This is a genomic window from Streptomyces canarius, assembly GCF_014650735.1.
GTDB lineage: Bacteria > Actinomycetota > Actinomycetes > Streptomycetales > Streptomycetaceae > Streptomyces > Streptomyces olivaceoviridis.
Genome location: NZ_BMVN01000015.1, coordinates 32596 through 47321, shown reverse-complemented (window position 1 = coordinate 47321; position 14726 = coordinate 32596). Strand labels below are relative to the sequence as shown.

Genomic DNA, 14726 nt, shown 5'->3' with positions numbered 1-14726 from the left:
CGTTGTCTCAGGAGTTTGCGGGAGCAGGAGCACCAAAACTTGTAGTGTCACCATGTTTATCGTTGGCAATTAGCCAGCCGCTACCATCGGAGGCCTTCTTAGCTGCCAAGGTAAAGGAGATTTTGTGCGTCCGTGCAGCCGAAGAAGTAGAGCCCGCGTCCATGGAAACCACCCATGCCTTGATTCCACCTTTCATCGCGGAGTCCTCGCGGAACTCTACGATGAATTCCATGTGGATATCGCCGACCTCAAAAACAACCTGTTCGTCTTGTCCAGCGTGAGCTGCAGCTACAAGATCGTCACGAACGGCCTGTACGGCGCGAACAAGGTCAAACCCGCCGAAGTCCGTCTGCATGCGCTTCCACCCCCGAGTTGGATGATCCAAAAGGATGGTACGCCGCTCGCGAGCTGTATGTATTGAAATACTGAAATGATGTTGTTGAAAATGAATTTCATTAAGATGGGGGGGGATTGGCTTCATCTGTCGAGCTGCACAGCCACGTGTTCCCGGTGCGCCCAGACCTGGTGTCGGTCGCCACCGCATCCCTCTATCCGGCTAGTTTTAGGCAGCCGCTCATCAGCCCGGAGCGCTCATACCCACTCCACTTCAGAAACAAAGTTCCGGGCACTTCCACGGCCCGGCAGTGGCGTCCGAGGGGCGGCTGTGGCGGGGACGGGTGGGAGGTCGATGCGCTCGCGGCACCTAACGCCGCTTCCCTTCCTCCTCACTCGCCCGCGCCATCGCCTCCATCACTCGATCGAGTGGCTAGCCGACCGCAGGGCGCGTGGCCATTCGAAGCTGGCGCCTGACCAGTGTTCTTGACCGCCAGCGGAAGCAGCTTCTGGTCCTCGGGCCGACTTGTGTGGCCGCGTCCGCTGGCCGGCAGATGCGCAGTTGAAGAGATCAACCATCCGCCTGGGCCACGCCGATCGGGCAGGACACGCCCGTGCCGCCCAGCCCGCAGTACCCGTTCGGGTTTTTGGTGTCCGAAAGATACTGCTGGTGGTATCCCTCGGCCGGGTGGAAGGGGCGGCCTTCCGCCGGGAGGATCTCCGTGGTGATCGTGCCGTAGCCGGAGGAGGTCAGGACCTTCTGGTAGGCCTCGCGGGAGGCCTGCGCCGTGGCCGCCTGCTCCGGGGTGTGGGTGTAGACCGCCGAGCGGTACTGGGTGCCCACGTCATTGCCCTGGCGGAAGCCCTGCGTCGGGTCGTGGGACTCCCAGAAGGTCTTGAGCAGGCGGTCGTACGAGATCTGCCGCGGGTCGTAGACCACGCGGACCGCCTCCGTGTGGCCGGTCAGGCCCGAGCAGACCTCCTCGTACGTCGGGTTCTCGGTGTAGCCGCCCTGGTAGCCGACCAGAGTCGTGTACACGCCCGTCGGGAGCTGCCAGAACTTGCGCTCCGCGCCCCAGAAACAGCCCAGGCCGAAGTCGGCGACCTCCAGGCCCTCCGGGTACGGGCCGAGGAGCGGGGTGCCGAGGACGGTGTGCCGGTCGGGGACCTCGTAGGCGAGTGCGGGTCGGCCCTTCAGCGCCTGCTCGGGGGTGGGCAGCTGGGGCCTGCGGCCGAAGAGCATGGGTCTCCCTGTCGGTCTGGGGATGGGGTGCCGGCGGTCTTGCCGACCGGCTCCCGTCACAACGTCCCCGGGGTCCGTCGCATTCCGGTCAGGCAGGCGCCGCCGCGGCCTCCCGCACCGCCTGCACCACGGTGTTGCGGACCCGGCAGTAGTGCCCGGCCATGTCACCGCGGTAGCGCCACGGCAGCGCGTTCACATGGCCGTCCACCAGCTTGAACTGCTCCAGCGCCGCCTCGTTGCGGTCCTGGAGGTGCAGGTAGAACGCCAGCAGGTGCCGCAGCTCCGGCAACCGGGGGTGAGCCGGGTCCGCCGCCGCGGCGTCCTGGAGCGCCGCCTCGACCCGGGCCAGCATCTCCGGCGTGTTGTCGGCCGCGGTGTCCTCCGACTCGTCGTGCTCGAAGTGCGCGATGAGCGGCAGCGCCGTCAGCAGGCTGCCCAGCGGCGCGCCGGCGGCGGCCCGCTCGGCGAACTCGAAGGCCAGCCGCTTCGAACCGCGCCACTTCGCGCACCAGTACTGGAGGGCCGAGAAGTGGGCCTCGTAGTGGTGCGGGGCGCGGCTGGAGATCTCCGCCCACAGCTTGTCCATCTCGGCGTTCGGATAGCCGAGGCCGAGCGCCACCCATATCTCCGCGATGTACGGCGTCGGGTCGTCCGGGTTCAGCGCCGCCGCCCGGGTGATCTCCTCGCGGGCGGAGACCAGGGTGCGGTGGAAGCCCTCGGCCTGCTCCCGGGTCGTGTACTGGGCCGTCTTCGCGCCGCGCAGCTTCCAGGCGAGGATCACCGTGCTGCGCGCCCGGACGACGGCGGCGTCGGGATCGTCGCGCCGCTCGGCCTCCCACGCCAGCAGCCACGCGTCCTCCTCGGCCGCGCGGTCCGCCAGCAGGTACGCGAGCGCCGACCGGCGCTCCCAGTCCCGGCCGATCGCCGCGAGCAGGTCGGCGGCCGGCCGCCAGTCATCACCGCGCACCGCGGTGAGCACGGCGGTCCACTCCGCCGGCAGGGGCGCGGCGAAGTCGGTGTCCTGCCGCTCGGCGGGCAGCAGCCCGAGCTTCTCGGCGGCCTGCGCGGCTTCCGCGGCCTCCGTCGCCTCCGCGTCGTCGTCGGGGCTCGGGTGGAACAGCTCCTTCAGGAACACCCAGGCCAGCCACAGCACGAAGATCAGCGTGGGCACGGCCAGGATGCCCAGGATCCAGAAGAGGACGGTCATCGGGGGTCGGTCCGTTCGTTTCGGGAGGTACGGCGGTGGTGGGGCGGCGCGGGCCTGCCGGAGAGCCGGCAGGTCCGCGGCCCGTCAGGCGTTCTGGGTCGCCGGCGGCAGGAGCGCCCGCAACTGTGCGGTGTCGGGGTGGTCGGCGAGCGCCGCCTCCACGGCCGCCTCCAGCGCCGCCTCCGGGCCGTCGTCCTCCGTCTGTGAGCCCCAGCCGGGCAGCCGCACCGCCGCCGGGCGGGACCAGGAGAACTCCCAGTGCAGCAGCGAACGGGAGCTGAACTCGGCCAGCACCATGGTGCGCAGCGAGCGGCGCAGCACGGGCCGTACGAACTCGCGGAACGCCCGCCCCTTCGCGGCGGCGGCCTCCTCCGACAGCGGCAGCCGCTCGGCCACCCGCCACAGCCGCCCGTCGTCGATGACGTCCAGCAGCGCGGAGAGCGTCGTCGGCTGCCCGGTGTACTGGGCCAGCGCCCGGTGCAGCGGGGTCTGCGCCGCCGACAGGCCCGTGGCCATGGAGGCGTCCAGCAGAGCCTCCCAGCCGGCCGCGCGCGGGTAGCGGAGCAGCTCGTCGGCGAGGACGGCGTCCTCCAGGGCGGCCAGGGTGCGCGCCGGGTCGGTCAGCAGGGCCAGCGCCGCCCCCTTGGCCTCGTCGGCGCGGCCGTCGGCGGGCAGCGCCTCGATCCGGCGCACGCGCTCGGCGATCGGCGGGTGCGAGTCGTACGGACCGGCAGGCTCCTCCGGCAGCTGGGAGCGGAGCCCCGCCAGCTCCAGTTCACGGGCCGTCAGCAGCCGGCCGAAGCCGCCGAAGAACTCGCCGCGCGGCGGCAGCAGCCGGGCCTGGAGGCCGAGGGTGGCGTAGGACTCCAGGTAGAAGTCGTGGGAGGCGGACAGGACCGGGATCTCGCGCAGCGCCGACGCGGTCGCGTCACGTCCGGCGATCCGGGCGGCGGTCAGGTCGGCGGCGAACTCCTGGCCGCGCGCGGTGGAGAGGGAGGCGCGCAGGTAGAGCTTGCCGTACGCGGTGTAGATCTTCGCCATCGTCCGGTACGTCGCTCCGACGCCGGTCGTGTCGATCTGCTTGGCCTTCTTGCCCTTGGCGATCCGCTTGGCGGACGCCCGTTCCTGCCGGGCCCGGTCGGCGGCGACCCTGTCGTCCGCCTTCTCGTGGAACTGGCCGACGACCCGGCCGATCTGCACGCGCCCGCGCACGACGAGCGCGGAGAGCCGGGTGTCCCCGCCCGTGAAGTGCCCGTACTCGTGGGCGAGTACGGACCGCAGCTGGGCCTCGGTCAGGCCGGTCAGCAGCGGGACGCCGAGGTAGAGCCGGCGTGGACCGGGGAGCAGGCCGAGCAACCGCGGATTCTCGCTGACGGCCGCGTTGACCTCGCCGGTGAGCAGGATCCGGTCGGGCGCGCGGGTGCCGGCCGCCGCGGCCAGCTCCCGGACCAGCGCCCACAGCCGGGGCTCGTCGGCCTCGGTGACCGGGATGCCGTGCCCGTCCTCACCCTTCGGGGTGCGCAGCATCAGCATGCCGCGGACGACGGGGATGGCCAGCAGTACCGTGACGAAGCCGACCTTCACCGTGAGCGGGCCGTGTCCCCAGCTCGCCACGAGGACGTCGATGCCGATCAGCGCGGCGAGCAGGACGAGGCTCAGCAGATAGAAGCCGAGCAGCAGGACGAGGGCGCGCAGCGCGCGCAGAGTTGCGCCCATCGGGCAGATCCCCCCACAGGACCTCAGAAAAAAGGGACATGACGGAGCGCCGGGCCGACGGCGGGCCGACCGGTCGCGGGCGGTGCCTGGCGGTGCTGCGGTGTGGGGGGGATGCGGAGTATGCCCTACCGCAGGTCAGAAGGGCAATGCGGACAGTGGGGGAGGGGAAGGCGTGGCGGTCCCGGGCAAGGCGCCTGGGCGGGCGGTGTCAGCCGGGGAGGCCGGCCGGGCTGCCGCCGTTGGCCTCGAAACCGGCCACAGCCAGCGCGCGGTGCAGGGCGAACTCGGCGGCCGGGTCGGTGAACAGGGTCCACGGCAGCGCGCCGACGTGGCCGTCGATGTGTATCAGCTGCTGCATGGCCTCCGCCCAGCGCTCGGCGCGGACCAGGAAGAAGAGCAGCAGATGCCGGACGTGCGGCAGCGTCGGGTCGTCGGGGTCGGCCGCGTGCACGGCGTGCAGCGCGCCGTGGATCGCCTTGGTGACGACCTCGCTCTGGTAGAAGCTCGCGACCAGGTTGACCTCCGGCAGGTGCTCGAACACCGCGAACAGCGGCAGCGCGGCGAGCAGCGAACCCTCCGGAGCGCGGGCCGCGGCGGCCTCCGCGAAGGAGTACGCCTGCTCGCGCGAGCCGTGCCACTTCTCGCACCAGTAGTGCAGCGCGGCCAGATGCGCGCCCATGTGATGCGGGGCGCGGTCGAGGATCTTCAGCCACAGCTGGTCGAACTCGGCCTGCGGGTAGGCCAGTCCGCGCGCGATGGACAGCTCTGTCACGTAGGGCACCGGGTCGCCGGGCGCCAGCAGGGCCGCCTGCGCACAGGACTCCCGCGCTTCCTCCATGATGATCCGGAAGTCGTCCGTGCCCGGCGTCGACGTCCGCCAGGCCTGCTGCGCCAGGAACTCCGCGTGGACGGCGGCGCCGCCCGCGTCCTTGGGCTGCTCGGCTCGCCACACCCGCAGCCACTGGCCGCCCGGCGTCTCGTGCACCCCGCCGGGCCGCTGCTGCAACTCCAGCGCGGCGGCACCGGCGAAGGCCTGCACCCGCTGCCAGCGCCGCTCGCCCGCGGACTCGGTGCCGGCCAGCAGCTGGGCGGCGGCCCGGTAGTCCTGGGTGCGCTGCACCAGCTCCAGGACCTGGAGCAGGTCCTCGTCCGGGCCGGGCAGGCGCACGTCCAGCTCCTCCTGGCGCACGAAGCCGTAGGCCGCCGGGTCGGCGGCGTCCGGGTGTCCCGGGGAGACCTGCTCGATGCCCCCGCGCCCGCGCCGTATGAGCGGGAGCAGCACGAAGCCCAGCAGGAGCAGCGCCATGAGCAGCCAGAGAATCGACATGCCTCAAGCGAACCAGACGCCGCCGGCAATTGGCGAACCCCGCCGCGGGGCTGTGGAAAACTCCGGACGGGGGCATGACAGCCGGGTCCCTCGCAGACCGGAAGCACAGGGGCTCGGAGCACGTCGGCGGGGCGATCGGGAGCGTGCTGGCGGGGCGGTCGGGAGTGCGTCGGCGGGACGGTCCGCAGCATGCCGCCGGGGACTGCCGCAGCGTGCCGGCGAGATCGCGCGGCACGGCGATACCTCATGGCGGGCGTCACGATCCCGCCGGGCGCATTACGCTCGGTGCACATGAGCGACAGGCACATCAGTCAGCACTTCGAGACCCTCGCGATCCACGCGGGCAACACCGCGGATCCCCTCACCGGCGCGGTCGTCCCGCCGATCTACCAGGTCTCGACCTACAAGCAGGACGGCGTCGGCGGGCTCCGCGGCGGCTACGAGTACAGCCGTAGCGCCAACCCGACCCGCACCGCCCTGGAGGAGAACCTCGCCGCGCTGGAGGGCGGTCGCCGCGGCCTCGCCTTCGCGTCCGGCCTGGCGGCCGAGGACACCCTGCTGCGTACGCTCCTCACCCCCGGCGACCACGTGGTGATCCCGAACGACGCCTACGGCGGCACCTTCCGGCTGTTCGCCAAGGTCGCCACCCGCTGGGGCGTGGAGTGGTCGGTCGCCGACACCAGCGACCCGGCCGCCGTGCGGGCCGCGATCACGCCGAAGACCAAGGCCGTGTGGGTGGAGACCCCCTCCAACCCGCTGCTCGGCATCACCGACATCGCCGCCGTCGCTCAGGTCGCCCACGACGCGGGCGCGAAGCTCGTCGTCGACAACACCTTCGCCACGCCGTACCTCCAGCAGCCGCTGTCCCTCGGCGCCGACGTCGTCGTGCACTCCCTGACCAAGTACATGGGCGGCCACTCCGACGTGGTCGGCGGCGCGCTGATCGTCTCCGACCCGGGGCTCGGCGAGGAACTGGCCTACCACCAGAACGCGATGGGCGCCGTCGCCGGCCCCTTCGACTCCTGGCTGGTGCTGCGCGGCACCAAGACCCTCGCGGTGCGCATGGACCGGCACAGCGAGAACGCCACGAGGATCGCCGACATGCTGTCCCGGCACGCGCGCGTGACGAGCGTCCTCTACCCGGGGCTGCCCGAGCACCCCGGCCACGAGGTCGCCGCCAAGCAGATGAAGGCGTTCGGCGGCATGGTGTCCTTCCGGGTCGAGGGCGGCGAGCAGGCCGCGGTCGACGTGTGCAACCGCGCCCAGGTGTTCACCCTCGGCGAGTCCCTCGGCGGCGTCGAGTCCCTCATCGAGCACCCCGGCCGGATGACGCACGCCTCGGCGGCCGGTTCCGCGCTGGAGGTCCCGGCCGACCTGGTGCGCCTGTCGGTCGGCATCGAGAACGTCGACGATCTGCTGGAGGACCTTCAGCAGGCGCTCGGCAAGTAGCGGGGGTCACCAGCCGGTGAGCGGTGGGGTCGTCTGCGAGGGCGACTCCACCCAGGGGTGGGCGTCGGCCGCCCACACCGCGAACGCGACGGCCGCGACGCAGGCCAGCAGCCACAGGATCCGGCGGACGAGCCGCCGTTGCCGCAGCAGGCGTCCGCCACGGCGCACCGCGTCCCCGCACAGTTCCGGCGGCACCGGCGCCCCGCCCCGCTCCATGATCCGCCGCACGGCGGCTTCCCGCTCGTTCCGTTTCACCACGGCCTCCCGCCGCCGGGCCGGCGCTTCCCCGAGGAGGGGCCGCCCTGGTGGCGGTCGTCCGAGGGGACGCGCAGCACGAGGTCGCCGGCGCGGCTCATGACGGTGCCGCCCCGGTGTTCGCCGCGCGGCGGACGGCCGGGCGGGCGGGGTGCAGCACATCGGCCGTCGCGCGGTCGCAGAGGGCGTGGACGCGTTCGGTGGGCAGGCCGAGCAGGGCCGCCGTCTGCTCCTCGGCGACACCCTCGTAGAACCGCAGGACGAGGACCAGTCGCTCCCGCGGCGTGAGCGCGGCGAGCGGACTGCGCGGATCGGGCCGGGCGCGGCCGAAGGCGCCGTACCGGTGCCAGGTGGTGCGCGCGAAGCGGGTGGTGAGGTACTGGCGGGCGCAGTCGTACGGGTCCTCGCCGCGCAGCCGGTCCCAGCGGGCGTAGGTGTGGGCGAGCGCGAGCGTCAGCAGGCGCCGCGCGCGCGGGTTGGCGTCCGGTGCCTCCGCGGTGAGCAGCATGGCGGCGTGCAGCAGGCGCCCGGCCGCGCCCGCGACGAACGCCTCGAACTCCCGGGCCCGGCGGGCGTCACGGGCCACTTGCCGATCTCCCACCGCGCCTCCCCCCCCCCCCGACGGGGTCCCGTCCCCGGCCCGGCCGGAGCAGCCGGTCCGGACGAACCCCTCTGCGGACCCGGTCTCATATCAGGCCAGTGGCGCGCCGGGGTCAAGACCCCGGGGCCCCTGCTGTGCGGTGCGCGGTCAGGAGGCCGGGGGCTGCTCCGCCGCCGGAACGCCCTGCACCGTCATCCGCGCGGAGAGCGCGTGGTTGAAGCGGGTGAGGAGCGTGCAGAACTGCTCGCGCTCCTCCGGCGCCCAGTCGTGTGTCAGCTCGGCCATGAGCTGACGCCGGGACGAGCGCACCTCCTCCAGCCGCGCGGCGCCGCGCGGCGACAGCTGGAGCACGACCGCGCGCCCGTCCTCCGGGTGCGAGGTGCGCTTGACGAGCCCGGTGTCGACCAGGGGCGCCACCTGCCGGGTGACCGTGGAGGAGTCGATGCCCATGCTCGCGGCGAGCGCCTTGACGCCCATCGGGCCTTCGTTGTCGAGCCGGTTGAGCAGCAGGTACGCGGCGCGGTCCATGGAGTTGCGCACCTGGCCGACGCCGCCGAGCCGCGTCTGTTCGGCACGGCGGGCGAACACCGCCACCTCGTGCTGGAGGGTGTCGAGGAGACCGGTGTCACCGACGGTCGTCATGTCCATCGACATTTCAGGTGTTGTGGGCATGGCCGGAGGCTCGCTTCATGAAGGGCTGCTGGGTTGGGGGACAGGGTACGCGGCCCGGCGCCGAGCCGTACCGGCGCTGCACGAACCGGTCTCGCTGCTTGGTCACACCCGCCGTGCGCGAACGTGAACTGCGATGCTGGAGTCATGAGCTATCGCGCGGCTGACTCCTTGCGCTCCGTGACCCTCGACGATGTGCGCGGCGCCCAGAAGATGCTCTCGGGGGTGGCCCGTGTGACCGCGATGGAGGGCAGCCGGCACCTGTCCCAGCTGGTCGGCGCCCCCGTGCACCTGAAGTGCGAGAACCTCCAGCGGACCGGCTCGTTCAAGCTGCGCGGCGCCTACGTGCGGATCGCCGGGCTGCTGCCGGAGCAGCGGGCGGCCGGTGTGGTGGCGGCGAGCGCCGGCAACCACGCGCAGGGCGTCGCGCTGGCCTCCTCCCTGCTCGGTGTGCACGCGACGGTGTTCATGCCGAAGGGCGCGCCGCTGCCGAAGATCAGCGCGACCCGGGACTACGGCGCCGAGGTGCGCCTGCACGGCCAGGTGGTCGACGAGACGCTGGCCGCCGCCCAGGAGTACGCCGCCGGGACCGGCGCGGTGTTCATCCACCCCTTCGACCACCCGGACGTGATCGCCGGCCAGGGCACGGTCGGCCTGGAGATCCTGGAGCAGTGCCCGGAGGTCCGCACGATCGTCGTCGGCATGGGCGGCGGCGGGCTCGCGGCGGGTATCGCGGTGGCGGCGAAGGCGCTGCGGCCGGACGTGCGGATCGTCGGCGTGCAGGCGGAGGGGGCCGCCTGCTACCCGCCCTCGCTGGCCGCCGGGCGCCCGATGTCGTTGCTGAACCCGGCGACGATGGCCGACGGCATCAAGGTGGGGCGGCCCGGTGCGGTGCCGTTCGGGATCGTCGACGAGCTGGTCGACGAGGTGCGCACGGTCAGTGAGGACCAGTTGTCGGCGGCGCTGCTGCTCTGCCTGGAGCGGGCCAAGCTGGTCGTGGAGCCGGCCGGGGCGAGCCCGGTGGCGGCGCTGCTGGCCGCGCCGGACGCCTTCGAGGGCCCGGTCGTCGCGGTGCTCTCCGGTGGCAACGTCGACCCGGTGCTGATGCAGCGGGTGCTGCGGCACGGCATGGCCGCGCAGGGCCGCTACCTGGCCGTCCGGCTACGGCTGACGGACCGGCCGGGCGCGCTCGCCACACTGCTCGGGGTGCTGTCGGCGGTCGACGCCAACGTCCTCGACGTCAGCCACGTCCGCACCGATCCCCGGCTCGGTCTCACGGAGGCCGAGGTGGAGCTGCACCTGGAGACGAAGGGCCCGGTGCACTGCGCCGAGGTCGGCCGGGCCCTGCGGGACGCCGACTACACCGTCATGGCCTGACCCCCAGCGGCCGACCACGGCCACCACCCGTTCGAGCGAAGCCTCTTGAGGCACGCGATACATCGCGTTATGGTGTGTCGTGTGGTCGCCGGCCTGCCCGCCCGCCCCCGCACGGCACCCGTCGCGCACCGGCATCGCATCCGCGAAAACCCCGGGCGCGGCCCGGCGAACAAACCTAGCCTTTGCGAAGAATCCGTCCCGAAAATCCCCGACGACGTGGAGACACATATGCCAGGTGCCATCTATGCCGAAGGCCTGGTGAAGACCTTCGGCGACGTAAGGGCACTGGACGGCGTCGACCTCGACGTGCCCGAGGGCACGGTCCTCGGCCTGCTCGGGCCGAACGGCGCCGGCAAGACGACGGCCGTCCGCTGCCTGACGACCCTGCTGCGCCCCGACAGCGGCAAGGCGGTGGTCGCCGGCGTGGACGTGCTGCGGCACCCCGACGCCGTGCGCCGCTCGATCGGCCTGTCCGGCCAGTTCGCGGCGGTCGACGAGTACCTGACCGGCCGGGAGAACCTTCAGATGGTCGGGCAGCTGTACCAGATGCGGGCGAAGGCGGCCAAGGCGCGCGCGACGGAGCTGCTGGAGCAGTTCCACCTCGCCGACGCCGCCGACCGTCCCGCCAAGACCTACTCCGGAGGCATGCGCCGCCGGCTGGACCTCGCCGCGGCCCTCGTGGTCTCGCCCCCGGTGATGTTCATGGACGAACCGACGACGGGCCTCGACCCGCGCAACCGCCAGCAGCTGTGGGAGGTCATCAAACAGCTCGTCTCCAGCGGCACGACGCTGCTGCTCACCACGCAGTATCTGGAAGAGGCCGACCACCTGGCCCATGACATCGCGGTCGTCGACCACGGCCGGGTCATCGCCAAGGGCACGTCCGACCAGCTCAAGGCCCGCACCGGCGGCGAGCGTGTCGAGGTCGTGGTGCACGAGCGGGAGGAGATAGCCGCCGCCGCGGAGGTGCTGCGCGGCTTCGGCAAGGGCGAGCCATCGGTCGAGGAGCACACCCGCAAGCTCACGGTCCCCGTCACCGGCGGCGCCAAGCTGCTCGCCGAGGTCATCCGCGAGCTGGACTCGCGCGGGATCGAGATGGACGACGTCGGGCTGCGCCGCCCCACCCTCGACGACGTCTTCCTGTCCCTGACCGGACACGCGGCGGAGAGCGCCGAACAGGACGAGCGGAACGGCAAGGAGGCCGTGAAATGAGTGCCGTCACCGAGACCGCGCCCGTCGCGGCGCCCGGCAACCCCGTGGGCAGATCCGTCCGGGACTCACTGGTCATAGCCCGCCGGAACCTGATCCGCATGGGCCGTATCCCCGAGATGCTGATCTTCGGGCTGATCCAGCCCATCATGTTCGTGGTGCTGTTCACCTACGTGTTCGGCGGCTCGATCCGGGTCGGCTCGTCCGACTCCACCCAGGCCTACCGCGAGTTCCTGATGGCCGGCATCTTCGCCCAGACCGTCACGTTCGCCACGGCGGGCGCCGGCGCGGGCATCGCCGACGACATGCACAAGGGCCTCATCGACCGGTTCCGCTCCCTGCCCATGGCGCGCGGCGCGGTCCTGACCGGGCGCACCCTCGCCGACCTGGTCCAGACGGCGCTGACCCTGCTCGTCCTCGCGGTCGTCGCCGTGCTGGTCGGCTGGCGCACGCACGAGAACTTCGGCAAGGTGCTCGCCGGATTCGCCCTGTTCCTGCTGCTCGGCTACGCGTTCTCATGGATCGGCGCGCTCATCGGCCTGTCCGTGCGCACCCCGGAGGCGGCGACCTCGGGCGGCCTGATCTGGCTGTTTCCGCTGACGTTCATCTCGAACGCCTTCGTGGACGCGAACCAGATGCCGGCCTTCCTGCGGCACATAGCGGAGTGGAACCCGTTCAGCGCCACCGTGCAGGCCTGCCGGGAGCTGTTCGGCAACCTCCCCCCGGGCTTCCGTACGCCCGACGCCTGGCCCATGCAGCACCCGGTCCTGGCCTCGCTGATCTGGTCGGTCCTGATCATCCTGGTCTTCCGCACCCTCGCGGTGCGCAAGTACCGCTCCGCGACCGCCTGACGGCACGACCGGCGGCGGGCGCGGGCCCGTGCGACGGACGGCCCGGGTCATGACAAGGCCCCCGGCGGCTCTGAGAGCGCCGGGGGCCCGAAGCCGACCAGGGGGCCGGGATCAGCCCGTGTACGGCTCGGCCTTCAGGATCCGGACCGAGGCCTTCTTGCCGTTCGGCAGCTCGTACTCCGCGTCCTCGCCGACCTTGTGGCCGATGACGCCCGTGCCGAGCGGCGACTGCGGAGAGTAGGTCTCGATGTCGGCGCTCGCGTACTCGCGCGAGGCGAGCAGGAACGTCAGCGTGTCGTCCTCGTCACCATCGAAGGCGATCGTGACGACCATGCCGGGCGCGACGACCCCGTCCGCGGCCGGCGCCTCGCCGACCTTGGCGTTCTCGAGGAGCTGGGTCAGCTGGCGCACACGCAGCTCCTGCTTGCCCTGCTCCTCCTTGGCCGCGTGGTACCCGCCGTTCTCGCGCAGGTCGCCCTCCTCGCGCGCAGCCGCGATCTTGGCGGCGATCTCCGTGCGCGCAGGACCAGTAAGGTACTCAAGCTCGTCCCTGAGCTTGTTGTACGCCTCCTGGGTCAGCCAGGTGACGTTCTCGCTGGTCTGGGTCACAGGGTGCTCCTCGTCGGTACTGGGAATACAAAGCATCGCCCTACCCAGAAGAATGTTCCCTCAGGGATGGGCGAAACCACGAGCCTAACAATTCAACACCGGAAGGGGGAGGACATAAGCCATCAGAATCACATCAACGCAGGTCAGCGCCTACGCATTCCGGGTGAACCCGGAGCGTGGCCGCGCGTGTCCGCGGGGTGTCAGTCGGCGTGACAGCCCAGCAGTTCGGCCGTCGTCCCCTGCGCCGTCGTACGGAGCGTGACCACCTTGTCGATCCGGGTGGCCGACCCGGAGAAGCGGAAGTCCGCGCGGCCCACCTCGGCGCCGTCGGCCGACTGGGAGCGGACGGTGCAGTAGCCGGACGCGCCGGCGTCCTTGCGGACCTCCAGATGCACCTTGACCGCGTCGTCGGAGGCCTGGAAGGTGATGACCTCGGCGCTGATCTCGTTCTGCGCGACGTAGTGGTAGGCGAAATAGCCGATCAGTGCGAGCAGGGCCGCGCCCAGCACCGAACCGGCGATCCTGAGCTTGCGGTCGGCGCGCTGGTCCGAGGAACGGCCATAGCGGCCCTCGGGCAGCCGCGTGCTCGCGGTACTCATGATCGTCCTCTCCGCGGAATTATTCGCCCCCCGATTCGGTCACTATAGAAGCCGCCCGCCCGCCGCCCGACCACGGCCCCTCCGGGACGCCCCTTCGGGGCGGCACCTGTTTGACTGCACCCCAAGACGCGGGGCGCCGACTTACCGAGGATTGAGTCTTGACTGACCAGCTGCGACTGATGGCCGTTCACGCGCACCCCGACGACGAGTCGAGCAAGGGCGCGGCCACCATGGCGAAGTACGTGTCCGAGGGGGTGGACGTGCTGGTGGTGACCTGCACCGGCGGAGAGCGCGGGTCCATCCTCAATCCGAAGCTCCAGGGCGACACCTACATCGAGGAGCACATCCACGAGGTGCGCCGCAAGGAGATGGACGAGGCCCGGGAGATCCTCGGCGTCAAGCAGGAATGGCTCGGCTTCGTCGACTCGGGCCTGCCGGAGGGCGACCCGCTGCCGCCGCTGCCCGAGGGCTGCTTCGCCCTGGAGGACGTCGACAAGGCGGCCGGTGAGCTGGTCAAGCAGATCCGCTCCTTCCGCCCGCAGGTGATCACCACCTACGACGAGAACGGCGGCTACCCGCACCCCGACCACATCATGACCCACAAGATCTCCATGGTGGCGTTCGAGGGCGCGGCGGACACCGAGAAGTACCCCGAGGACGAGTTCGGCCCCGCCTACCAGCCGCTGAAGCTCTACTACAACCAGGGCTTCAACCGCCCCCGCACCGAGGCGCTGCACCAGGCCATGCTCGACCGCGGCCTGGAGTCGCCCTACGGGGAGTGGCTCAAGCGGTGGAACGAGATGGAGCGCACCGAGCGCACCCTGACCACGCACATCCCGTGCGCGGACTTCTTCGAGATCCGCGACAAGGCGCTGATCGCCCACGCCACGCAGATCGACCCGGACGGCGGCTGGTTCAAGGTGCCGCTGGAGCTCCAGAAGGAGGTCTGGCCGACGGAGGAGTACGAGCTGGCGAAGTCTCTGGTCGATACCTCCCTCCCCGAGGACGACCTCTTCGCGGGCATCCGGGACAATGCCTGACATGAGCGCAAGCGTGAGCCTGGCAGTGACGCATCTCGTCCCCCTCGCCAAGGAGGTGGACGAGAACAAGGTCACCCCCGGCGTTCTCGGCTTCATCGTCTTCGCGGTGATGGCCGTGGCCGTGTGGGGCCTGATGAAGTCGATGAGCAAGCACATGCAGAAGGTCGACTTCAAGGAGGCCCCGGACGCCGACGCGGAGAAGGCCCGGGAACAGGCCGACTCGGCGGCCCAGCAGCGCTGA

General features: G+C 71.4%; 16 protein-coding genes. 6 read left to right on the top strand and 10 right to left on the bottom strand.

Going from position 1 to position 14726, the window contains the following annotated elements; genetic code table 11:
* Positions 1-7 precede the first annotated feature (7 nt).
* From IE294_RS21810 to IE294_RS21790, 5 genes are all read right to left on the bottom strand, one after another.
* A complete protein-coding gene (locus IE294_RS21810; protein ID WP_189888658.1) occupies positions 8-355 on the bottom strand; it encodes a trypco2 family protein in 348 nt (115 codons plus the stop codon).
* 549 nt (positions 356-904) lie between these two features.
* Positions 905-1576: a peptide-methionine (S)-S-oxide reductase MsrA gene (gene msrA, locus IE294_RS21805; protein WP_189888656.1), complete on the bottom strand. Its 672-nt coding sequence runs from the start codon at positions 1574-1576 to the stop codon at positions 905-907.
* 88 nt (positions 1577-1664) lie between these two features.
* On the bottom strand, positions 1665-2783 hold the full coding sequence (locus IE294_RS21800) for a hypothetical protein (RefSeq protein ID WP_189888654.1): 1119 nt from the start codon (positions 2781-2783) through the stop codon (positions 1665-1667).
* Positions 2784-2867: 84 nt separating this feature from the next.
* The gene (locus tag IE294_RS21795; RefSeq protein ID WP_189888651.1) at positions 2868-4499 is read right to left on the bottom strand and encodes a M48 family metalloprotease; all 1632 of its coding nucleotides are present in this window, start codon (positions 4497-4499) and stop codon (positions 2868-2870) included.
* Between the two features lie 208 nt (positions 4500-4707).
* On the bottom strand, positions 4708-5826 hold the full coding sequence (locus IE294_RS21790; protein WP_189888650.1) for a hypothetical protein: 1119 nt from the start codon (positions 5824-5826) through the stop codon (positions 4708-4710).
* A 291-nt stretch (positions 5827-6117) separates the two neighbouring features.
* Here IE294_RS21790 and IE294_RS21785 point away from each other — a divergent pair, with 291 nt between their 5' ends.
* Entirely contained in the window at positions 6118-7275 is a 1158-nt protein-coding gene (locus tag IE294_RS21785; RefSeq protein ID WP_014674624.1) for a cystathionine gamma-synthase, read from the top strand.
* 6 nt (positions 7276-7281) lie between these two features.
* On the opposite strand, the gene IE294_RS21780 is transcribed toward IE294_RS21785, so the two are convergent.
* The 3 genes from IE294_RS21780 to IE294_RS21770 form a co-directional block, all read right to left on the bottom strand.
* A complete protein-coding gene (locus IE294_RS21780; RefSeq protein ID WP_189888649.1) occupies positions 7282-7530 on the bottom strand; it encodes a hypothetical protein in 249 nt (82 codons plus the stop codon).
* 97 nt (positions 7531-7627) lie between these two features.
* Positions 7628-8131, bottom strand: a complete 504-nt coding sequence (locus IE294_RS21775) for a sigma factor-like helix-turn-helix DNA-binding protein (RefSeq protein WP_189888647.1) — start codon at positions 8129-8131, stop codon at positions 7628-7630.
* 147 nt (positions 8132-8278) lie between these two features.
* Positions 8279-8785: a MarR family winged helix-turn-helix transcriptional regulator gene (locus IE294_RS21770; protein ID WP_171159750.1), complete on the bottom strand. Its 507-nt coding sequence runs from the start codon at positions 8783-8785 to the stop codon at positions 8279-8281.
* Between the two features lie 162 nt (positions 8786-8947).
* Here IE294_RS21770 and ilvA point away from each other — a divergent pair, with 162 nt between their 5' ends.
* From ilvA to IE294_RS21755, 3 genes are all read left to right on the top strand, one after another.
* Positions 8948-10177, top strand: a complete 1230-nt coding sequence (ilvA, locus tag IE294_RS21765; protein WP_189888645.1) for a threonine ammonia-lyase — start codon at positions 8948-8950, stop codon at positions 10175-10177.
* A gap of 228 nt (positions 10178-10405) precedes the next feature.
* Positions 10406-11389: an ATP-binding cassette domain-containing protein gene (locus IE294_RS21760; RefSeq protein WP_189888643.1), complete on the top strand. Its 984-nt coding sequence runs from the start codon at positions 10406-10408 to the stop codon at positions 11387-11389.
* Positions 11386-12237, top strand: coding sequence for an ABC transporter permease (locus IE294_RS21755; RefSeq protein WP_189888641.1), 852 nt, complete (start codon positions 11386-11388; stop codon positions 12235-12237). Before IE294_RS21760 ends, IE294_RS21755 begins: the two co-directional genes overlap by 4 nt.
* Positions 12238-12348: 111 nt before the next feature.
* Here IE294_RS21755 and greA read toward each other — a convergent pair whose 3' ends face one another.
* Positions 12349-12846 carry a transcription elongation factor GreA gene (gene greA, locus IE294_RS21750; protein WP_189888639.1) on the bottom strand — a complete coding sequence of 166 codons (498 nt, stop codon included), beginning with the start codon at positions 12844-12846 and terminating at the stop codon, positions 12349-12351.
* A 200-nt stretch (positions 12847-13046) separates the two neighbouring features.
* Positions 13047-13445 (bottom strand): DUF4307 domain-containing protein, encoded by a 399-nt coding sequence (locus IE294_RS21745; protein WP_189888637.1) that lies wholly within the window; start codon positions 13443-13445, stop codon positions 13047-13049.
* A 158-nt stretch (positions 13446-13603) separates the two neighbouring features.
* On the opposite strand from IE294_RS21745, the gene mca reads away from it, so the two are divergent.
* On the top strand, positions 13604-14485 hold the full coding sequence (mca, locus tag IE294_RS21740; RefSeq protein ID WP_078611806.1) for a mycothiol conjugate amidase Mca: 882 nt from the start codon (positions 13604-13606) through the stop codon (positions 14483-14485).
* Complete coding sequence (locus IE294_RS21735) at positions 14478-14726, top strand: hypothetical protein (protein WP_189888635.1); 249 nt, start codon at positions 14478-14480, stop codon at positions 14724-14726. The genes mca and IE294_RS21735 overlap by 8 nt, the downstream gene beginning before the upstream one ends.